The 20589-nt window shown below is 62.3% G+C and carries 24 protein-coding genes and 1 tRNA gene; 3 read left to right on the top strand and 22 right to left on the bottom strand.

Translation table 11 applies throughout. The features are described from left to right. Positions 1-5: 5 nt before the first annotated feature. The 12 genes from rlmN to trmJ all read right to left on the bottom strand — a co-directional run bounded on the left by rlmN (position 6) and on the right by trmJ (position 8966). Complete coding sequence (gene rlmN, locus AB1N67_RS04390) at positions 6-1151, bottom strand: 23S rRNA (adenine(2503)-C(2))-methyltransferase RlmN (protein ID WP_043208097.1); 1146 nt, start codon at positions 1149-1151, stop codon at positions 6-8. Positions 1152-1175: 24 nt separating this feature from the next. Beyond that, entirely contained in the window at positions 1176-1607 is a 432-nt protein-coding gene (ndk, locus tag AB1N67_RS04385; protein ID WP_023382208.1) for a nucleoside-diphosphate kinase, read from the bottom strand. Positions 1608-1696: 89 nt separating this feature from the next. Beyond that, positions 1697-1897 (bottom strand): Fe-S cluster assembly protein IscX, encoded by a 201-nt coding sequence (iscX, locus tag AB1N67_RS04380; RefSeq protein WP_023382209.1) that lies wholly within the window; start codon positions 1895-1897, stop codon positions 1697-1699. A 9-nt stretch (positions 1898-1906) separates the two neighbouring features. Beyond that, entirely contained in the window at positions 1907-2248 is a 342-nt protein-coding gene (gene fdx, locus AB1N67_RS04375; protein ID WP_043208095.1) for an ISC system 2Fe-2S type ferredoxin, read from the bottom strand. 3 nt (positions 2249-2251) lie between these two features. Continuing rightward, positions 2252-4114, bottom strand: a complete 1863-nt coding sequence (hscA, locus tag AB1N67_RS04370) for a Fe-S protein assembly chaperone HscA (RefSeq protein ID WP_043208093.1) — start codon at positions 4112-4114, stop codon at positions 2252-2254. A gap of 43 nt (positions 4115-4157) precedes the next feature. Beyond that, on the bottom strand, positions 4158-4679 hold the full coding sequence (hscB, locus tag AB1N67_RS04365) for a co-chaperone HscB (RefSeq protein ID WP_090345278.1): 522 nt from the start codon (positions 4677-4679) through the stop codon (positions 4158-4160). 8 nt (positions 4680-4687) lie between these two features. Continuing rightward, entirely contained in the window at positions 4688-5011 is a 324-nt protein-coding gene (iscA, locus tag AB1N67_RS04360) for an iron-sulfur cluster assembly protein IscA (RefSeq protein ID WP_043208089.1), read from the bottom strand. Between the two features lie 42 nt (positions 5012-5053). Beyond that, on the bottom strand, positions 5054-5440 hold the full coding sequence (iscU, locus tag AB1N67_RS04355; RefSeq protein WP_043208088.1) for a Fe-S cluster assembly scaffold IscU: 387 nt from the start codon (positions 5438-5440) through the stop codon (positions 5054-5056). A 46-nt stretch (positions 5441-5486) separates the two neighbouring features. Then, a complete protein-coding gene (locus AB1N67_RS04350) occupies positions 5487-6701 on the bottom strand; it encodes an IscS subfamily cysteine desulfurase (RefSeq protein ID WP_043208086.1) in 1215 nt (404 codons plus the stop codon). A 42-nt stretch (positions 6702-6743) separates the two neighbouring features. Then, the gene (gene iscR, locus AB1N67_RS04345) at positions 6744-7235 is read right to left on the bottom strand and encodes a Fe-S cluster assembly transcriptional regulator IscR (RefSeq protein WP_043208084.1); all 492 of its coding nucleotides are present in this window, start codon (positions 7233-7235) and stop codon (positions 6744-6746) included. A gap of 168 nt (positions 7236-7403) precedes the next feature. Continuing rightward, the gene (cysE, locus tag AB1N67_RS04340; protein ID WP_043208082.1) at positions 7404-8189 is read right to left on the bottom strand and encodes a serine O-acetyltransferase; all 786 of its coding nucleotides are present in this window, start codon (positions 8187-8189) and stop codon (positions 7404-7406) included. Between the two features lie 6 nt (positions 8190-8195). After that, positions 8196-8966, bottom strand: a complete 771-nt coding sequence (gene trmJ, locus AB1N67_RS04335) for a tRNA (cytosine(32)/uridine(32)-2'-O)-methyltransferase TrmJ (protein WP_197853161.1) — start codon at positions 8964-8966, stop codon at positions 8196-8198. Positions 8967-9116: 150 nt separating this feature from the next. Between trmJ and suhB the strand changes: the two genes are divergently transcribed. After that, on the top strand, positions 9117-9935 hold the full coding sequence (gene suhB, locus AB1N67_RS04330; protein ID WP_043208077.1) for an inositol-phosphate phosphatase: 819 nt from the start codon (positions 9117-9119) through the stop codon (positions 9933-9935). 145 nt (positions 9936-10080) lie between these two features. Here the strand turns inward: suhB and AB1N67_RS04325 are convergent, their stop codons facing one another. The 6 genes from AB1N67_RS04325 to queA all read right to left on the bottom strand — a co-directional run bounded on the left by AB1N67_RS04325 (position 10081) and on the right by queA (position 16153). After that, positions 10081-10629 (bottom strand): glycine zipper 2TM domain-containing protein, encoded by a 549-nt coding sequence (locus AB1N67_RS04325; protein WP_043208074.1) that lies wholly within the window; start codon positions 10627-10629, stop codon positions 10081-10083. Between the two features lie 120 nt (positions 10630-10749). Beyond that, complete coding sequence (gene secF / locus AB1N67_RS04320) at positions 10750-11658, bottom strand: protein translocase subunit SecF (protein ID WP_043208072.1); 909 nt, start codon at positions 11656-11658, stop codon at positions 10750-10752. A 10-nt stretch (positions 11659-11668) separates the two neighbouring features. Then, on the bottom strand, positions 11669-13531 hold the full coding sequence (gene secD / locus AB1N67_RS04315; RefSeq protein ID WP_043208070.1) for a protein translocase subunit SecD: 1863 nt from the start codon (positions 13529-13531) through the stop codon (positions 11669-11671). Positions 13532-13594: 63 nt separating this feature from the next. Beyond that, complete coding sequence (yajC, locus tag AB1N67_RS04310; protein WP_023382222.1) at positions 13595-13930, bottom strand: preprotein translocase subunit YajC; 336 nt, start codon at positions 13928-13930, stop codon at positions 13595-13597. Positions 13931-13973: 43 nt separating this feature from the next. After that, complete coding sequence (gene tgt, locus AB1N67_RS04305) at positions 13974-15089, bottom strand: tRNA guanosine(34) transglycosylase Tgt (protein ID WP_317848185.1); 1116 nt, start codon at positions 15087-15089, stop codon at positions 13974-13976. Positions 15090-15103: 14 nt separating this feature from the next. Further along, positions 15104-16153: a tRNA preQ1(34) S-adenosylmethionine ribosyltransferase-isomerase QueA gene (gene queA, locus AB1N67_RS04300; RefSeq protein ID WP_102081237.1), complete on the bottom strand. Its 1050-nt coding sequence runs from the start codon at positions 16151-16153 to the stop codon at positions 15104-15106. A gap of 108 nt (positions 16154-16261) precedes the next feature. Between queA and AB1N67_RS04295 the strand changes: the two genes are divergently transcribed. Together AB1N67_RS04295 and AB1N67_RS04290 are read left to right on the top strand one after the other, a co-directional pair. After that, positions 16262-16346: transfer RNA gene (locus tag AB1N67_RS04295), tRNA-Leu, on the top strand. Positions 16347-16755: 409 nt separating this feature from the next. Next, positions 16756-17235 (top strand): GNAT family N-acetyltransferase, encoded by a 480-nt coding sequence (locus tag AB1N67_RS04290; protein WP_043208062.1) that lies wholly within the window; start codon positions 16756-16758, stop codon positions 17233-17235. A gap of 47 nt (positions 17236-17282) precedes the next feature. On the opposite strand, the gene phnE is transcribed toward AB1N67_RS04290, so the two are convergent. Genes phnE through AB1N67_RS04270 form a run of 4 tightly spaced genes read right to left on the bottom strand, consistent with a single transcriptional unit; the run spans position 17283 to position 20513 of the window. Next, positions 17283-18050, bottom strand: coding sequence for a phosphonate ABC transporter, permease protein PhnE (gene phnE / locus AB1N67_RS04285; RefSeq protein ID WP_043208061.1), 768 nt, complete (start codon positions 18048-18050; stop codon positions 17283-17285). After that, positions 18047-18874 (bottom strand): ABC transporter permease, encoded by an 828-nt coding sequence (locus AB1N67_RS04280; protein WP_090345264.1) that lies wholly within the window; start codon positions 18872-18874, stop codon positions 18047-18049. The genes phnE and AB1N67_RS04280 overlap by 4 nt, the downstream gene beginning before the upstream one ends. Then, on the bottom strand, positions 18868-19662 hold the full coding sequence (locus AB1N67_RS04275) for a phosphonate ABC transporter ATP-binding protein (protein ID WP_043208056.1): 795 nt from the start codon (positions 19660-19662) through the stop codon (positions 18868-18870). Before AB1N67_RS04275 ends, AB1N67_RS04280 begins: the two co-directional genes overlap by 7 nt. Continuing rightward, positions 19659-20513, bottom strand: a complete 855-nt coding sequence (locus tag AB1N67_RS04270) for a putative selenate ABC transporter substrate-binding protein (RefSeq protein ID WP_043208053.1) — start codon at positions 20511-20513, stop codon at positions 19659-19661. The genes AB1N67_RS04275 and AB1N67_RS04270 overlap by 4 nt, the downstream gene beginning before the upstream one ends. Positions 20514-20589: the final 76 nt, after the last annotated feature.

Here is a 20589-nt window from a genome sequence, read left to right as displayed (position 1 = left end):
TACCGTCAGTGGCGCGGGGCGTTGTCTTGGCGCTCTGCATCGGCGCTCAACTGGCGCACGGCGATGTAGCGCTCGCTGCGACGGGTGCGATCCATGACCTGGCCGACCAGTTGACCACAGGCGGCATCGATGTCTTCGCCGCGGGTAGTGCGGGTGGTGACATTGAAGCCACCGTGGTGCAGCAGATCCTGGAAGCGGCGGATGGCATTGTTGCTCGGCCGCTCGTAGCCCGAATGCGGGAACGGGTTGAACGGGATCAGGTTGATCTTGCACGGCACATCGCGCAGCAGCTCGATCATCTGGGCGGCATGCTCGGGCTGGTCGTTGACGTCCTTGAGCAGGGTGTACTCGATGGTGAGCACACGCTTGCCGCCCAGGGTCGACATGTAGCCCATGCACGATTCGAGCAGCATCTTCAGCGGGTACTTCTTGTTGATCGGTACCAGTTGGTTGCGCAGTTCGTCATTGGGCGCGTGCAGCGACAGGGCCAGGGACACATCGATGTGCTTGGCCAGCTCGTCGATCATCGGCACCACGCCCGAGGTGGAAAGCGTGACGCGGCGCTTGGAAATGCCATAGCCCAGATCATCCATCATGATCTTCATGGCGGCGATGACATTGTCGAAATTCAAAAGCGGTTCGCCCATGCCCATCATGACCACGTTGGTAATGGCGCGGTCGATCTTGGCCGGGACGGTCCCGAAGGATTTGTTGGCAAGCCACACCTGGCCGATCACTTCGGCGGCAGTGAGGTTGCTGTTGAAGCCTTGCTTGCCGGTGGAGCAGAAACTGCAATCCAGCGCGCAGCCGGCTTGGGACGAAACGCAGAGGGTGCCGCGATCGTCGGTGGGAATGTAGACGGTCTCGACGCAGCTGCCGGAGGCAACGCGGACCACCCACTTGCGGGTACCGTCGGCGGAAATGTCTTCGCTGACCACTTCCGGAGCCCGAATCTCGGCAACGGCCTCGAGCTTTTCGCGCAAGGCCTTGCCGACATTGGTCATGGCAGCGAAATCATCGACGCCAAAGTGGTGAATCCATTTCATGACCTGACCGGCACGAAAACGCTTCTCTCCGATGGACTCGAAGAATTTTTCCATTTCCTGCAGGGTCAGGCCCAACAGGTTGATCTTGCCAGTCATGTCACTCATGGAATCACCCAAGACCTGCTTCGCTTAGCGAATGCGGTCGCACAGCTCGGTAGCGGAGAAGAAGTAAGCGATTTCGCGGGCAGCCGAAGCTTCCGAGTCGGAACCGTGGACAGCGTTCTCGTCGATGGAAACGGCGAAGTCGGCGCGGATGGTGCCGGCAGCAGCTTCTTTCGGGTTGGTAGCGCCCATCAGCTCACGGTTGGCCAGAACGGCGTTTTCGCCTTCCAGAACCTGAACGATGACTGGACCAGAGGTCATGAAGGCAACCAGATCAGCGAAGAAACCGCGCTCTTTGTGCTCAGCGTAGAAGCCTTCGGCTTCGGCTTTGGACAGTTGCTTCATTTTCGAAGCGACGACACGCAGGCCGGCTTTCTCGAAACGAGTGGTGATTTCGCCGATGACGTTCTTGGCGACGGCGTCAGGCTTGATGATGGAGAAAGTACGTTGAACAGCCATGGATAACTCCAGAAAATTGAGTGTTGCGAAAAATTAAACCCGCGAATTATACGCGGGTTCCAGGGGATTGCCTAACCTGCAGGTAACGCTCAGTCGGCTTCTTCGATCCAGGCCGCCTGGATGGCCTCGAGCACCTTCTCACCGCCGCGTGACGGATCGTCGCTGAACTCTGGCAAAGCCAGCACCCAGCGGTGCAGATCGACGAAATTCACATAACGAGGATCGACGTCCGGCTTGCTTTCCGCAAGCTGGATGGCGATCTCAAGTACATCAATCCATTTCAGGCTCATGCTGAAACCTCAGTGCGGCGCTTCGGCGGCGTGGTTGAGCGAATACTTGGGAATCTCGATGGTCAGGTCTTCTTCCCCGACGATCACCTGGCAGGCCAGACGCGATTGCGCCTCCAGACCCCAGGCCTTGTCCAGCATATCCTCTTCCAGCTCATCGGCTTCCTCCAGCGAGTCGAAACCCTCGCGGACGATGCAATGACAGGTGGTGCAGGCACAAACGCCACCGCAGGCGCTCTCCATTTCGATGTGGTGCTCGTGAGCCAACTCCAGGATATTGGTGCCTGGCTCCACCTCCACCACCAGCCCATCCGGGCAGAACTTCTCGTGCGGCAGGAAAATCACCTGGGGCATCGGTTACTCCTCGATCTCATTCAGGTTGCGCCCGGCCAGTGCGGCTTTGACCGTCGAATCAAGGCGACGGGCGGCAAATGCATCGGTCACCTGCGACAGACGCTTGGTCTGCTGCTCGATGGCCGCGCCATCGGTGCCGCTGAGCAAATCACGCAATTCTTGCATCTGGTACTCGATCGCTTCGCGCTCGTCGCTGCTGAGCAGTCGATCGCCATCGGCATCCAAGGCGCCCTGCACCGCTTCGAGCAGGCGTTCAGCGTCGACCTGATGCTCGCGCAACTGGCGCGCCTGCTTGTCGGAACCGGCATGCTCGAAGGAATCCTTGAGCATGCGGGCGATTTCGCCGTCGGTCAGCCCATAAGACGGCTTGACCTGGATACTGGACTCAACGCCCGAACCCAGCTCACGGGCCGAGACGCTGAGCAGGCCATCGGCATCCACCTGGAAGGTGACGCGGATCTTCGCCGCGCCCGCCACCATGGCCGGGATGCCGCGCAGCTCGAAGCGCGCCAGCGAACGGCAATCGCTGATCAGCTCGCGCTCGCCCTGCAGGACGTGGATCATCATGGCCGACTGGCCATCCTTGTAGGTGGTGAACTCCTGCGCGCGAGCCACCGGAATGGTCGTGTTGCGCGGGATCACCTTCTCCATCAGCCCGCCCATGGTTTCCAGGCCCAGGGACAGCGGGATGACGTCCAGCAAGAGCAGTTCGCCGCCTTCACGACGGTTGCCGGCCAGCGTATCGGCCTGGATGGCAGCACCGATGGCAACCACTTGGTCCGGATCGATCGAAGTCAGCGGAGTACGGCCGAACAGGCCACCCACCGCCTCGCGAACGCGAGGTACGCGGGTCGATCCACCGACCATCACCACCGCACCGACCTCCTCGAGCTCAACGCCACTGTCGCGCACGGCGCGGCGGCAGGCCTTGAGGCTACGGGCAATGAGCGGTTCGATCAGCGCTTCGAAACCGGCACGGCTCAACTCTCCGTGCCAGTCGCCATGACGCACGCTGACGACATCGGCGTCGGTCAGGGCTTCTTTGGCAGCACAGGCAGCCTGCAACAGCTGGCGCTGGGCAGATGGGTCAAGGTCGGACGAAAGACCGGCCTGTTCGATGATCCAGCCGGCGATGGCATGGTCGAAATCGTCGCCACCCAAGGCCGTGTCGCCGCCAGTGGCGAGGACTTCGAAGACACCACCGGTCAGGCGCAGGATGGAAATATCGAAGGTGCCACCACCCAGGTCATAGATGGCCACCAGCCCTTCGGCGTTCTGGTCCAGGCCATAGGCCACGGCAGCTGCGGTAGGCTCGTTGAGCAGGCGCAAGACGTTAAGACCGGCCAGGCGCGCAGCGTCCTTGGTGGCTTGGCGCTGGGCATCGTCGAAATAGGCCGGAACGGTGATCACAGCCCCCACCAGCTCACCACCGAGGGTCTGCTCGGCGCGCTGGCGCAATACCTTGAGAATGTCTGCAGACACTTCCACCGGGCTCTTGGGCCCCTGGACAGTGTCGATGAACGGCATATGCGACTCGCCGCCGACGAAGCGGTACGGCAGTTGCTCACCCAATTGCTTGACGTCGGCCAAGCCACGCCCCATCAGGCGCTTGACCGAAAGAATGGTGTTGAGCGGGTCGCTTGAAGCGGCTTCGCGCGCAGCCAGGCCGACTTCGCTGCGGCCGTCGAGGTAGCGCACCGCGGACGGCAAAATGACGTTGCCCTGCTCATCGGGCAGGGGTTCGCTGCGACCACTGCGCACGGCAGCGACCAAGGAGTTGGTGGTGCCCAGGTCAATCCCCACCGCCAGGCGACGCTGGTGAGGCTGAGGGCTTTGACCGGGTTCGGCGATCTGCAGTAGGGCCATGCTTATCTGAGTACCTTAGGCGTCGTCACGGGCAACGCCGGAGTTAATCGTCGAGGCGCTCTTCGAGTTGGCGCACTTCCTGGGCGAGCTTGTCGAGGAACTGCATGCGGCGCATCAGGCGCTCGGCCCTGTCACGCTCGCCAGCCACGTCCCAGCAGGCGGCGAAGTCCTCGTTCAACGTCTCCTGCGCAGCCTTCAGGCGCTTCTTGAACACCGCCACACCTTCCAGATCGGCTTCGTCCTGCAGCTCTTCGAGTTCTTCGCGCCACTGCATCTGCTGCAGGAGGAAGTCCGGATCGTGCACGGTGACTTCCTGGGGCACTTCATGGCCACTGATGGCCAGCAGGTAACGGGCACGGCGCGGTGCGCTGCGCAGAGTCTGGTAGGCGTCGTTCAGTGCCGCCGATTTTTCCAGCGCCACGCGCTGCTCACGCTCGGAGGCATCGGCGAAACGGTCCGGATGGACCTCACGGGCCAGCTCGCGATAGCGATTGGCCAGTTTATCGAGGTCCAGACGGAAACCAGGCTGGAGGTCAAACAGAGCGAAATGGCAAGGAGTACCCACGTCAAGCCTCAGACATTGAAGCTTTCGCCGCAGCCACACTCACCGCGCACGTTGGGGTTGTTGAACTTGAAGCCTTCGTTCAACCCTTCCTTGACGAAGTCCAGCTCGGTGCCATCGAGGTACACCAGGCTCTTCGGGTCGATGATGACCTTCACGCCATGGTTCTCGAACACTTGGTCTTCGGCGGCCAGCTCATCAACGAACTCCAGGACGTAAGCCAGGCCCGAGCAGCCGGTGGTGCGCACGCCCAGGCGGATGCCTTCGCCCTTGCCGCGCCCTTCGAGGGAACGCCGCACGTGGTTGGCGGCGGCTTCTGTCATGCTGATAGCCATCGGAACTCTTTCCTCAACGTCAGTGGCCTTGCGACAGGCGACTTAGAGCAAGCCTTTCTTCTGCTTGTAATCGCGCACGGCCGCCTTGATGGCGTCCTCGGCAAGTACCGAACAGTGGATCTTCACCGGCGGCAACGCCAGTTCTTCGGCCAGCTGGGTGTTCTTGATGGTCTCGGCTTCGTCCAGAGTCTTGCCCTTCATCCACTCAGTGGCCAGGGAGCTGGAGGCGATGGCCGAGCCACAACCGTAGGTCTTGAACTTGGCGTCTTCGATGACGCCTTGCTCGTTGACCTTGATCTGCAGGCGCATGACGTCGCCGCAAGCCGGCGCGCCGACCATGCCGGTACCGACATCCGGATCATCGGCGTTCATCTTGCCGACGTTGCGTGGGTTTTCGTAGTGGTCGATGACCTTTTCACTGTATGCCATGGTGCAATTCCTTCCTCATCAGGGAGCCGCTCTTGCTGGCGACTGCTTAGTGGGCGGCCCACTCGATCTTGGAGATGTCAACGCCGTCTTTGTACATGTCCCACAGCGGCGACAGCTCACGCAGTTTGTTCACGGCCTCGCAGACTTTCTGCGCGGCGTAGTCGACTTCTTCCTCGGTGGTGAAGCGGCCGAAGGAGAAGCGGATCGAGCTGTGCGCCAGTTCGTCGTTGCGCCCCAGGGCGCGCAGCACATAGGACGGCTCGAGCGAAGCGGAGGTACAGGCCGAACCGGACGATACGGCGATGTCCTTGAGCGACATCAGCAGCGATTCGCCTTCAACGTAGTTGAAGCTCAGGTTCAGGTTGTGCGGCACGCGGGCAGTGCGGCTGCCGTTGACGTACAGCTCTTCGAGGTTGGATACCTGCTCGAAGAAGCGGTCGCTCAGGGCCTTGATGCGCGCGTTCTCGGCGGCCATTTCCTGCTTGGCGATGGCGAAGGCCTCGCCCATGCCGACGATCTGGTGGGTCGGCAGGGTGCCTGAACGCATGCCGCGCTCATGACCACCACCATGGATGATGGCTTCCAGGCGTACACGTGGTTTGCGGCTGACGTACAGCGCGCCGATGCCCTTCGGACCATAGACCTTGTGCGCCGAGAACGACATCAGGTCGACCTTGAGCTTCTGCAGGTCGATCTCGACCTTGCCGGCCGACTGCGCGGCGTCGACATGGAACAGCACACCACGCGAGCGGGTCAGCTCACCGATGGCGGCGATGTCGTTGATCGAGCCGACTTCGTTGTTCACGTGCATCAGCGAGACCAGGATGGTGTCTTCGCGCAGTGCAGCCTCGACCATGGCCGGGGTGACGATGCCGTCTTCACCCGGCTCCAGGTACGTGACTTCGAAACCTTCACGCTCGAGCTGGCGAGCGGTATCCAGGACCGCTTTGTGCTCGATCTTGGAGGTGATGATGTGCTTGCCCTTGGTCTGATAGAAGTGCGCCACGCCTTTGAGGGCGAGGTTGTCGGACTCGGTGGCACCGCTGGTCCAGACGATCTCGCGCGGGTCGGCGTTGATCAGCTCGGCGACTTGGCGACGGCCGTTCTCGACCGCTTCCTCGGCCTTCCAGCCGAAGACGTGGGAGCGCGAGGCCGGATTACCGAAGTTCCCGTCGACCAGCAGGCAGTCGGCCATCTTCTGGGCGACACGGGGATCGACCGGAGTGGTCGCGGAGTAATCGAGGTAGATCGGCAACTTCATTGAGTATCTCCTATCAGGCGGTGGCGTCGCTCGTCGCTGCTATCAGTCGACGGCGGACGTCTCAATCTTGTCCAGCTGGGCGGTACGGCCCGCGACGCGTCGCAGGTCCTGGCGGTGGGCGACTTCCTGCACCTCGCGGCGCATGACGAGGTCGGCCAGGCTGATACCGCTAAGGAATTCATGGATCTGCTGGCTGAGGTCGCACCACAGGTGATGGGTCAGACAGGTGTCACCGGCGTGACAGTCCCCCAGGCCCTGGCAACGGGTGGCATCGACCGATTCGTTGACCGCATCGATGACCTGGGCCACCTGGATGGTTTCCATGCCCCGCGACAGCTGGTAGCCGCCACCCGGGCCGCGCACGCTGGAAACCAGGCTGCTGCGGCGCAACTTGGCGAACAGCTGCTCCAGATAAGAGAGGGAAATGCCCTGGCGCTCGGAAATGTCGGCCAAAGACACCGGCCCATGCTGCGCGTGCAACGCCAGATCGAGCATGGCGGTCACGGCATATCGGCCTTTGGTAGTCAGTCGCATGGCTAATGGGTACCACGGGAGTTACAGGATGTGAGCGAGTATGCGATTCCCGAGCATTTAAGTCAACTATTAGACCTACTGCTTTAGTCGGGTTTGCATCAGGGAGGCGGGCGCGAGTTTAACAGACCAGGGGCGCGAGCACACGCCCCGTGTGTCATGGCGCCGTAATCAATGCGGCTGAGTGTCGCTCTGTGCGGCTTGCTTGACTTCGACGAAGTCTTCCTCGGGCAGCGCAGGCAGCTCCTTGCCGCAATAATCGCTACCGAGTTTGGTCAGCGCCCCGCACATACCTTCCAGCCGCTCGTCGACCGCTTGCAGATGATCGAGCATCTGACCGATCGCACGGGCAACTGGGTCAGGCATATCGCCACTGACGCCATAGGCATCGAAACCGATTTTTTCAGCCATGGCCTTGCGCTTGGCTTCGACCTCGGTGTCCTCGGTCTTGACGATGATACGCCCCGGAATGCCGACCGCTGTGGCACCCGCAGGCACTGCCTTGGTGACCACGGCGTTGGAGCCTATCTTGGCCCCGGCCCCGACGGTGAACGGACCAAGCACCTTGGCGCCCGCCCCCACCACCACGCCATTCTCGAGGGTCGGATGGCGCTTACCCTTGTTCCAGCTGGTGCCGCCGAGGGTCACGCCCTGGTAGAGGGTGACGTCGTCGCCAATTTCGGCGGTTTCGCCGATGACGATGCCCATGCCATGGTCGATGAAGAAGCGCCGTCCGATGGTCGCTCCCGGATGGATCTCGATGCCGGTGAGCCAGCGACCGAAGTTCGACACCAGGCGCGCCAGCCACTTGAAGTCACGAATCCACAAGGCGTGGCCCAGGCGGTGCAGCCAGATTGCATGCATGCCCGGGTAGCAGGTCAGCACCTCGAAGGCGTTGCGCGCCGCCGGGTCCCGATGGAATACGCTCTGGATATCTTCACGCAGACGCTCGAACATCTCTTTCTAGTCCTTCCGTTTATGCGGCTCGCCCCGGGCGACTTTCTGGGTCTCGGTGAGAATGCCGCGCAAAATGCTCATTTCCGAACGATTGACCGAGCTGCGCCCATAGAGCCTGCGCAGTCGCGGCATCAGATGCTTGGGCTTTTCAGGGTCGAGGAAGCCGATTTCCACCAGGGTCTTCTCCAGGTGTTCGTAGAACAGCTCCATTTCGTCCATGGTCGCCAGCTCACCGCTACGCAGCGAGTTGGCTTCGAACTTCTCGACCTTGGTTGGCGAACCTTGTGCCGCCAGCCAAGCCATGCGCACCTCGTAGGCGAGCACCTGGACCGCGGCGGCAAGGTTCAGCGAACTGAAGTCGGGGTTCGAGGGAATGTGCACGTGGAAGTGACATCGCTGCAGCTCTTCGTTGGTCAGACCGGCGTGCTCACGACCGAACACCAGGGCGATTTCCTCACCAGCCCGCGCCTGCTCGACGGTCTTTGCACCGCATTCGCGGGGGTCGAGCAAGGGCCAAGGAATGCTGCGGTCGCGGGCACTGGTGCCGATCGCCAGACTACAGCCGACCAGTGCCTCTTCGAGGCTATCGACCACTTGGGCATTTTCCAGCACGTCATCGGCGCCCGATGCGCGGGCGGTGGCGTCCACCGCGGGGAAATCCAGTGGCTGGACCAGCACCAGGCGCGACAAGCCCATGTTTTTCATGGCTCGCGCAGCGCCGCCGATATTGCCGGGGTGGCTGGTATTGACCAGAACAACACGAATATTTTGCAGCAAGGTGTAGAGCTCACAGAGACAGGAAAAGGGGGAGTCGATCTTACAGAACCGACAGACGTAACGCCATGAAAGCAAATGTCACCCTTCTGCCGGAACAGTTTTCTGATAGAATGTGCGGCTTTCTTCTTTAACATCCCAGGTGAAACGCCCATGCAGCCTATGCTGAATATCGCGCTGCGCGCCGCTCGCAGCGCCAGTGAACTGATTTTCCGCTCCATCGAACGCCTGGATAGCCTCAAGGTCGACGAGAAAGACGCCAAGGATTACGTCTCCGAAGTCGATCGCGCCGCCGAGCAGACCATCGTCAACGCCCTGCGCAAGGCCTACCCGAACCACTCCATCCAGGGTGAAGAGACCGGCCTGCACGCCGGCTCCGGCGAGGAAGGCAAGGACTACCTGTGGATCATCGACCCACTGGACGGTACCACCAACTTCCTGCGTGGCGTTCCTCACTTCGCCGTCAGCATCGCCTGCAAGTACCGTGGCCGCCTTGAGCACGCCGTCATCGTCGATCCGGTTCGCCAGGAAGAATTCACCGCCAGCCGGGGTCGCGGCGCGCAACTCAACGGCCGTCGTCTGCGCGTCAGCTCGCGCACCAGCCTGGAAGGCGCCCTGCTGGGTACCGGCTTCCCGTTCCGCGACAACCAGATGGCCGATCTGGACAACTACCTGGGTATGTTCCGCGCCCTGACTGGCCAGACCGCCGGCATCCGTCGGGCCGGCTCCGCGAGCCTGGACCTGGCCTATGTTGCTGCCGGCCGTTTCGACGCCTTCTGGGAGTCGGGCCTGTCCGAGTGGGACATGGCCGCTGGTGTACTGCTGATCCAGGAAGCTGGTGGACTGGTGAGCGACTTCAATGGCGGCCACGACTTCCTCGACAAAGGCCACATCGTCGCCGGCAACATCAAGTGCTTCAAGGCCGTGCTGACTGCCATCCAGCCACACCTGCCCGAGCACATGAAACGCTAAGCGCCGATTGCCGCATAAAAAAAGCACCCCTCGGGGTGCTTTTTTTATGGTTCAGAGAAAGACTACAAGCGCTGTGCAAGCCTAGAACCTGTGAGAGCGCGGACTCACCCGCGAAGCGGCCAGCACCAGAGTGCCGGCGTGAGCGTCATTGTCCTGCCTGGTTTTCGCTAAGGACCAGGTTGCCGTTCTTGTCCAGCGGGATGGTCGAACCCGGCTCGTGATTCATTTTCACCCGCCCGACCTTGTCTCCAATGGAATAGGTCACGTTGTAGCCGACCACTTTCTCGCTCAGGTCATTGACGGTGTTGCAGCGGGTTTGCGTGGTGGTATAGGTGTCACGCTCCTGCATGCCCTCCTGCACCTTGTTTCCCGCATAGCCGCCACCGACCGCACCGGCCACGGTCGCGATCTTCTTGCCGGTGCCGCCACCGATCTGGTTACCCAGCAGGCCACCTGCGATTGCTCCGACCACGGTACCGGCGATCTGGTGCTGGTCCTTGACCGGCGCCTGACGCGTGACCGCGACGTCCCGGCAGACCTGACGCGGCGTCTTGATGGTTTCCTTGATGGGCTGCACGTCCGTGACCTGGGCGTACTCCGGCCCCTTGTTCACCAAGCTGTAGGTCGCCACAGCACCTCCGGCGGTAACACCGACAGCACCCAGAACCGCACCCACCAGCATTGATTTATTCACGTGAACCTCCTGATCGCACCTGCGGGCTCGCGCCCGCCTTCTCCCAGCCTTGGAGCAAAAAAAAAGGCGCGAGTTCAATACTCGCGCCTCTCTTTACGCCAAATGGCGTAGGAAACAACCTTACGGACGGTCGTCCACACCGTCAGTCTTGGCGGGCGGAATCAGGTCTTCACTGCTCAGATTCAGCCAGATCAGCACCACGTTGGCGATGTAGATCGACGAGTAGGTACCCGCCATGACACCGATGAACAGCGCCAGGGAGAAGCCGAACAGGTTGTCACCACCGAAGAACAGCAGCGCAGCGATAGCCAGCAAGGTCGACACCGAGGTGGCGATGGTACGCAGCAGGGTCTGGGTGGTCGAAACGTTGATGTTCTCGATCAGCGAGGCCTTGCGCATGACGCGGAAGTTTTCACGTACCCGGTCGAAGACGACGATGGTGTCGTTGAGCGAGTAACCAATGATCGCCAGGACCGCCGCCAGCACCGTCAGGTCGAAGGTGATCTGGAAGAACGACAGGATACCCAGCGTCACCACCACGTCGTGGATCAGCGAGACGATTGCACCAACGGCGAACTTCCACTGGAAACGGAATGCCAGGTAGACCAGGATGCCCCCCAGCGCCAGGAGCATGCCCAGGCCACCCTGGTCACGCAGCTCCTCGCCCACCTGAGGGCCGACGAACTCGACACGCTTGACGGTTGCCGGATTGTCGCCACCTGCCTTCTGCAGGGCTTCGGCCACCTTATTACCCAATTGCGGGTCGTCACCAGGCATACGCACCAGCAGGTCGGTGGTGGCGCCGAAGCTCTGCACGACAGCCTCGTGGAAGCCGGAGTCGACCAGCTCGGCACGGACCGCCTTGAGGTCCGCAGGACGCTCATAGGTCAGCTCGATCAGCGTACCGCCGGTGAAGTCCAGGCCGAAGTTCAGGCCCTTTTGCCACCAGCTGAACAACGCCAGGACAGTCAGGAGCGCAGTGATGGCGAACGCGACGTTGCGTACGCCCATGAAGTTGATGGTTTTCATGTCAGCTCCCTCAAACCCACAGCTTCTTGATGTCACGCCCGCCACAAGTCAGGTTGACCAGTGCACGGGTCATCATGACGGCGGTGAACATCGAGGTGAAAATCCCGAGGGACATGGTGACGGCGAAGCCTTTGACCGGACCGGTACCCATGGCGAACAGGATGCCGCCGACCAGCAGCGTGGTCAGGTTGGCATCGACGATCGCCGAGTAGGCACGGTTGAAGCCTTCGTGAATGGCGCGCTGAACCGACATGCCCGCCGCGATCTCTTCACGGATACGCGAGAAGATCAGCACGTTGGCGTCCACCGCCATACCCATGGTCAGTACGATACCGGCGATACCCGGCAGGGTCAGGGTAGCGCCCAGCAGCGACATCAGCGCCAACAGCAATACCATGTTGCCCGCCAGGGCGATGGTCGCCAGCACGCCGAAGGCACGGTAGATGGCGATGATGAACAGCGAGACGAACAGCATGCCCCACAGGGACGCATCGATACCCTTGGTGATGTTGTCGGCACCCAGGCTCGGGCCGATGGTGCGCTCTTCGGCAAAGTACATCGGCGCCGCCAGGCCACCAGCACGCAGCAGCAGGGCCAGCTCGGACGATTCGCCCTGGCCGTTCAGGCCGGTGATACGGAACTGGCTGCCCAGCGGCGACTGGATGGTCGCCAGGCTGATGATCTTCTTCTCTTCCTTGAAGGTCTGGACCGCGACGTCTTTCTCGACACCGTTGACCATCTGCTTCTCGTAGCGGGTCATCGGCTTCTGCTCGATGAAGATCACCGCCATGCTGCGCCCGACGTTGGTACGGGTAGCGCGGCTCATCAGCTCGCCGCCGTGACCATCGAGACGGATGTTCACCTGCGGACGGCCATGCTCATCGAAGCTGGCCTGGGCGTCGGTCACCTGGTCGCCTGTGATGATCAGGCCACGCTCGACTGCAGCGGAACGGCCACCTTCGCGGAACTCGAAGACCTCGGTGGTAGCCTTGGACGCGCCCGGCTCGGCGCCGAAGCGAAACTCCAGGTTGGCGGTCTTGCCCAGGATACGCTTGGCCTCGGCGGTGTCCTGCACGCCTGGCAGCTCGACCACGATACGGTTGGCACCCTGACGCTGAACCAGCGGCTCGGCGACGCCCAGCTCGTTGACCCGGTTACGGACGGTGGTCAGGTTCTGCTTGATCGAGTATTCGCGGATCTCGGCGACTTTGGCCGGGGTCAGCGCCAGACGCAGCACGGCGAGCTCGTTGCGCTCGGTGGTGGTCAGGTCGAAGTCATTGAAATTCTTGCGGACCAGGCTGCGAGCCTGTTCGCGGGTGGCATCGTCGGCAAAGCCCAGCATGATCGCGCCGTCCTGCTGGGGCAGGCTGCGATAGCGGATGCGCTCTTTGCGCAGCAAGGTCTTGACCTCGCCTTCGTAGACTTTCATACGGGCGCTCATGGCCTTGTCCATGTCCACTTCCAGCAGGAAGTGCACACCACCGGACAGGTCCAGGCCCAGTTTCATCGGGCTGGCGCCGAGGTTGCGCAGCCATTGCGGGGTGGTCTGGGCCAGGTTCAGGGCCACGACGTAATCATCGCCCAGTGCCTTGCGTACCACATCCTTGGCTGGGAGCTGGTCTTCCTGGTTGGTCAGGCGCACCAGCGCACTGCCCTTCTCACCCAGGCTGCCGCCCTTGACGGCGATACCGGCATCGGTCAGCGCCTTGGTGGCGCGATCCAAATCGGCCTGGCTCACATGCAGCGCGGAGCTCGCACCGCTGATCTGCACCGCCGGGTCATCCGGGTAGAGGTTGGGAGCGGAATAAATAAAGCCGATCGCCAGTACCACCAGGATCAGCAGGTATTTCCACAGAGGGTATTTGTTCAGCATCACGCCGCCCGTTCAAGACGCGGGGCGCGTTGCGCGCCCCGACTGGAAAAGATAACCGGTAACTCAGATAGCCTTGAGCGTACCTTTTGGCAGGGTCGCGGCAACGGCGCCCTTCTGGAACTTCAGCTCGACGTTGTCGGACACTTCCAGTACCACGAAGTCATCGGAGACTTTGACGATCTTGCCGGCGATACCGCCGTTGGTGACAACTTCGTCACCTTTTTGCAAGTTGCTCAGCAGGTTCTTCTGCTCCTTGGCACGCTTGGCCTGTGGGCGCCAGATCATCAGATAGAAGATGACCAGGAAACCGACCAGGAAGATCCATTCAAAACCGGTACCGGCAGGGCCGGCGGCAGGGGCTGCTGCGTCCGCGTAGGCGGCGGGAATCAAGAAGCTCATTGGGCACTCCTAATGGATATTTTCTAATAATGGATGCGAATAGTCAGTCCAAAGGCGGCACAGGCAGCCCGCGCTTGGCATAGAAGGCGTCGACAAAGGCGGCCAATTTACCTTGTTGAATAGCCTCGCGTAAACCGGCCATCAAGCGCTGGTAATGGCGCAAGTTGTGGATGGTATTCAGCATGCTGCTCAACATTTCGCCGCATTTATCCAGATGATGAAGATACGCGCGCGAGAAGTTGGTGCAGGTGTAGCAATCACAGGTCGGATCGAGCGGCGAATCATCATGACGATGGAACGCGTTACGGATCTTGATCACCCCGGTATCGACGAACAGATGACCGTTGCGCGCATTGCGCGTCGGCATCACGCAGTCGAACATGTCGACGCCGCGGCGCACACCCTCTACAAGATCCTCCGGCTTGCCTACCCCCATAAGGTAACGAGGTTTGTCAGCCGGCATCTGGCCTGGCAGGTAGTCCAGCACCTTGATCATCTCGTGCTTGGGCTCGCCCACCGACAGACCGCCAATGGCCAGGCCGTCAAAACCGATGTTTTCGAGCGCTTCGAGCGAGCGCATGCGCAGGTCTTGATACATACCGCCCTGAACGATACCGAACAGCGCCGCTGTGTTGTCGGCGTGAGCATTCTTCGAGCGCTGGGCCCAGCGCAGCGACAGCTCCATGGAGGTGCGCGCCACGTCGTGCTCGGCCGGGTATGGCGTGCATTCGTCGAAGATCATCACGATGTCCGAGCCCAGGTCACGCTGGACCTGCATGGACTCCTCGGGGCCCATGAACACCTTGGAGCCATCAACCGGCGAGGCGAAGGTTACGCCCTCTTCTTTGATTTTGCGCATGGCGCCGAGGCTGAACACCTGGAAACCACCGGAGTCGGTGAGAATCGGGCCTTTCCACTGCATGAAATTGTGCAGGCTGCCGTGCTTCTTGATCACCTCGGTGCCTGGACGTAGCCACAGGTGGAAGGTGTTGCCCAGGATGATTTCGGCGCCGATCGCTTCGATGTCGCGTGGCAGCATGCCCTTGACCGTGCCATAGGTACCCACCGGCATGAACGCCGGAGTCTCTACCGTGCCACGGGGGAAAGTCAGACGGCCGCGACGGGCCTTGCCGTCGGTGGCCAGCAGTTCGAACGACATTCGACAGGTGCGACTCATGCTTGATCCTCGGGGCCGCGTGGCGCCGGATTGCGGGTGATGAACATGGCATCACCGTAACTGAAGAAGCGGTACCCCTGTTCGACCGCCGCCGCGTAGGCAGCCATGGTCTCGGGGTAGCCGGCGAAGGCCGAGACCAGCATCAGCAGCGTGGACTCCGGCAGGTGGAAGTTGGTGACCAAGGCATCGACCACATGGAACGGCCGACCCGGGTAGATGAAGATATCGGTGTCGCCGCTGAAAGCTTTCAACTGGCCATCACGGGCGGCGCTCTCCAGCGAGCGCACGCTGGTGGTACCCACGGCAATTACCCGGCCACCTCGGGCGCGACAGGCCTGGACAGCGTCCACCACCTCCTGACTGACCTCCAGCCACTCCTTGTGCATGTGGTGGTCTTCGATCTTGTCCACGCGCACCGGCTGGAAGGTACCGGCGCCCACATGCAAGGTGACGAAGGCACGTTCCACGCCCTTGGCGGCGATCCTTTCCAGCAGGGCCTCATCGAAATGCAGGCCTGCGGTCGGCGCCGCCACGGCGCCCGCACGCTCGGCATAGACCGTCTGGTAGCGCTCGCGGTCGGCACCTTCGTCCGGACGATCGATGTATGGCGGCAGCGGCATGTGCCCGACACGGTCCAGCAGCGGCAGCACCTCCTCGGTGAATCGCAGCTCGAACAGCGTCTCGTGGCGCGCCACCATCTCGGCCTGGCCACCGCCATCGATGAGGATTTGCGTGCCCGGCTTGGGCGCCTTGCTGGCACGCACATGGGCCAGCACCCGGTAGCTGTCCAGCACGCGCTCGACCAGCACTTCCAGCTTGCCACCGGAGGCCTTCTGGCCGAACAACCGCGCCGGGATGACCCGGGTATTGTTGAAGATCATCAGGTCGCCGGGGCGCAGGTATTCCAGCAAGTCGGTGAATTGCCGGTGCGCCAGCTCCCCGCTCGGCCCATCTAGGACCAGCAGACGGCTGCCATGGCGCTCGGCCAGGGGATGACGGGCGATCAGGGAATCGGGGAGTTCGAAGGAAAAATCGGCGACGCGCATGATGGTGTTCGGTTCGACAGGGTCGGAAAGTTTAGCCCAACGAACGAAAATTGACCATGAAACCCGATTGACCGACCCACGGCGGCTCTCTATACTGCGCCCCCACAAGCCCTGATGGCGGAATTGGTAGACGCGGCGGATTCAAAATCCGTTTTCGAAAGGAGTGGGAGTTCGAGTCTCCCTCGGGGCACCAAGATCCGGAAAAAACCGACCTTATGGTCGGTTTTTTTGTGCCTGGGATTTGGCCTGCATGGCGTTGACTTTTTCGCGGTAAACCCGTTCCCACAGCGTACGCGCCATTCTGGCTGACCACGCTACACGCAGGCATGCCTCGATCCTGCCGCTGGATCAGGCCTCGGCGATGCTGGCGTGTGTAGGGCGGATGACCTTGTTTCCAGCGACCGGCGGGGAGCGACCTGGAGCGGGCTGCGCACCTGCTGTCAAGGGCGGCAGCGTCCGTAGCCATGTCATCGGGGCCGCGTCGCGACTCTTTGGGGGACAAGCACTGACTAGAGAATGAGAGTCGAACGGCAGCCCGACTTGCCCGTCGATCGGCAACGCCATCAGTATGTAAATCGAAGCCCCCCTCGAAGGCATACCCCATGAAGCTGTCACACCGCCCCGTACGCCACGACGACATCGCCGCTATCTGCTGCTTCCCTCAAGGCCCGGACGAGCTTTTCTACATGTTCCCGAAGGCCACCTACCCGCTCACGCCCGACCAACTGAGCGATGCCATCGCCCAGCGCAGCGGATCGACGGTGATCGAAGGCGATGGCGTGGTGCTGGGCTTTGCCAATTTCTACAAGGCCGAGCATGGTGGCGTGTGCGCCTTGGGCAACGTGGTGGTGGCCCCTGCCGCGCGAGGCCACGGCGTGGCCCGCTATCTGGTGCAATGCATGATCGACCAGGCGCGGGAGCGATTCGCGGCACGGGAGGTGTGGGTATCGTGCTTCAACCACAACACGGCGGGTTTGCTGCTTTATCCACAGCTGGGCTTCGTGCCGTTTGGCATCGAAGAGCGCCAGGCGCCGGATGGCAGCCGAGTGGCATTGGTGCAGATGAGGCAGGTGCTCGCTTGACCCTCGCTTCCCCGGCCCTTTCCTAGTGAGCGCAGCCCACCAAGGGCTCAGGCGCGCACGTACCGCTGGCGCAGCACGTCGCTGAAGGCATCCACCAGCAACACCAGCACCAGCATGCCGATGATCACGGTGCTGGCCTGGGCCTCTTGGAACAGGCTCAGGGTGGTGTAGAGCATCTGTCCCAGCCCGCCGGCGCCGACGAAACCGAGCACGCTGGCCATGCGGATATTGTTTTCCCAACGATAGAGGCTGTAGGCAAGCAGTTGCGGCCAGAGGTTGGGCAAGGTGCCGAAGCAGAACGCCGCAGCCTGGCTGCCACCTTGCAGGCGGATGGCGGCAGCAGGCTCGGCGGGGGCGTTTTCCAGGGCCTCGGCGAACAGGCGGCCCAATACGCCTGCAGTATGCAGGGCCAAAGCCAGGGTGCCGGCGTTGGGGCCTAGGCCCGCAGCGAGCACGGTCAAAGCGGCCCAGACGAGCTCAGGGATTGCACGCAAGGCATTGAGCAGCAACCGCGCAGCGCCCTGCAGCGGCCAGCCGAAGCGGCCGGCGGCCGGCAGCGCCAGCAACAGGCCGAGTACCATTGCCAGCAGGGTTCCAAGCCCAGACATGGCCAGGGTCTCCAGTGCGCCCTTGCCTACGGCTCGCAGGTGCTCGGTGGACAGGTCCGGGCTCAGGAATCGGCGTGCATATTCGCCCATCTGCGCCAGCCCGCCGTTGCCGACCACCGACGCCATGTCCAGCTCGAGGTAGCTGAACGACGCCACCACAGCGGCGAGAATCGCGACGACGATCAGCAGGTTGATCACCCGGTTCATGCCAGCCTCCCCCGCAGCACCCGGCTGAGCAGATCGGCCAGCACCACCAGCACCAGGAACGCCAGCAGCATGCTCGCGACCTCGGCCCCGGCGAACATGCGCATGGACAAGTCGATCTGCTGCCCCAGGCCGCCCGCACCGACAAAGCCCATCACCACCGAGGCCCGCACTGCACACTCCCAGCGATACACGGTGTAGGACACCACCTCCGCGGCAGCGCCGGGCAAGATGCCGTAGAAGAACGCCATCAACCGCCCGCTTCCGGCCTGCAACAGCGCATGGGCCGGGCGCTGGTCGACCGATTCGAAGATTTCCGCGTAGACCTTACCGAGCATGCCGGCGTAGGTGATGGCAATCGCCAGCACGCCAGCCGTAGGCCCAAGGCCAACGGCGCGCACGAACAACAAAGCCCAGACGATCTCCGGCACGCTGCGCAAAAATACCAGCAAGCCGCGCACCGGCATGCGCAGCAGCCGCGACCACAGCCCCGGGCGACCACCGCGTGAAGCGGCCCTCAGCGACAGGGCGCGACTGGCCAAAAGGCTGGTCGGCACCGCGAGCAGCAATGCCAAGGCCATGCCAGCAGTGGCCACGGCCAGTGTCTGCAAGGTGGCTTCGAAGAGCAGCGAGAGAAAGTCGCTATCGTGCGCCGGTGGCCAGAAAGCGCTGACGAAGCTGCCCATCTGCTGACGGTTTTCCGCCTGCAGCAGCACACCAGGGTTCAGCTCGCTCAAGCGCAGCCCAGGCCACAGCAACGCCAGAGCGAGCAAGGTCAGCAACAGCCGGGGCAATGCCGCAGGGTCGCGTGTGTCGGCCTTCAGCATCGCGGGATCTGTACCGTCAGGGTCGGCCCAGGGGTGGGCGGCGAGGCCAGCTGTTCGTTGGCATAAAGCGCATCGAGCAGGCTCTCGGTCACCGCCTGGGCAGGGCAGTCGAATGCGACCTGACCTTCGCGGATCCCGATCACTCGGGGAAAGTGCGCCAGTGCCAGATCGACTGCGTGCAGGCTGGCCACCAAGGTCACGCCGTTGTCCTGGGCATGACGATTGAGCAGAGCCAGGCTGTGGTCGGCGAGCACCGGGTCCATGGCCGAAACCGGCTCATCGGCCAGCAACACTTCAGGCCGCTGATACAACGCTCGGGCAATGCCGACTCGCTGCAACTGACCGCCGGACAACTGCCCACACTGAACGAACAGTTTGTCCGCCAGTCCCAGCTCGGCCAACGCCTGACGAGCCCCAGGCACATCGCTCGGGTAGATCAGGTTGAGCAGGCCACGCAGGATGCCCCACTGCCCCAGGCGCCCGGCCAGCACCGCCGTGACCACGCGCTGGCGCGGTGGCAACGGCGGCGCCTGGTGCACCAGGCCCACCCGCGCGCGCAGGCGCTGGCGGGCTCTGGCAGACAGCGCCCAAGGTTGCTGGCCGAGCAGCTCCAGGCGCCCGGCACTGGGCTGGACCGCCGTCGCCATCAGGTGCAGCAGGCTCGACTTGCCGGCCCCGGAAGGGCCGATGATCGCCACCCGCTCACCTTTGTCGATGCGCAGGCTCACCGCATCGAGGGCGCGAACCTGGCCATGGCGCAGGCTGGCGCCGTGCAGATGAATAGTCACTTGAGCAGACCGGCCTCACGGGCAGCTTGCTCGGTGCCTACGTAGTTTTCAGGCTTGGTTTCGATGAAGCGGCTGGCGGCCTGCAGGTCGAGGATCGCCTTGTGCTCCGGGTTGGCTGGGTCCAGCGCCAGGAAAGCGGCCTTGATCTTCTGCTTCAGGGCCGGGTCCAGGTTGCCGCGCACGGTCCAGTTGTAGTCGTAGTAGGTCGGAGTGGTGGCAAAGACCTTGACCTTGTTGGTGTCGACCTTGCCGGCATCGACCAGCTTCTGCCAGACACTGGCGTTGAGCACGCCGCCATCGACCTTGCCAGCCTGGACCCAGGCCACGGTGGCATCGTGGGCGCCGGAGTAGGCAACGCGGCTGAAGTAGCTCTCAGGCTTGATGTTGTCTTCTTTGAGCATGAAGTAACGCGGCATCAGGCTGCCGGAAGTCGAGGAAATCGAACCGAAGGCGAACGATTTGCCCTTGAGGTCGGCCAGGCTCTTCACATCCGGGTTGGCGGTGATGAACTTGGAGGTGAACTGGGCATCCTGCTCGCGCTGCACCAGCGGCGTGGCGGTCGGGTCCTTCAAGTGCACTTGGACGAAGGTGAAGCCGCCCAGCCAGGCCATGTCCAGACGATTGGAAGCCAGCGACTCGACCACCGCCGGGTAATCGGCCACCGGTACGAACTTCACATCCATGCCCAACTGCTTGGAAAGGTATTCGCCCAGCGGCTTGAACTTGCGCTGCAGTTCGGTCGGCGCTTCGTCCGGGATGGCGCTTACCCTCAGGGTGTCAGCAGCCTGGGCAATGACGGCACAGCAAGACAGCACGAGACCGGCGGCGACCGCCAGGGGACGTTTGAGCATGGGATTCTCCGGTTCAATAGCGGGGAAAGGGTAACTGCAACTGCAAGCTACAAGAGAAAGCGAACCGCGTACTTCG

Source organism: Pseudomonas guariconensis, assembly GCF_040822035.1.
GTDB classification, from domain to species: Bacteria; Pseudomonadota; Gammaproteobacteria; order Pseudomonadales; family Pseudomonadaceae; genus Aquipseudomonas; species Aquipseudomonas guariconensis.
Note: the sequence above shows the minus strand (reverse complement) of the source record. Positions and strands in the feature narration are given on the sequence as shown.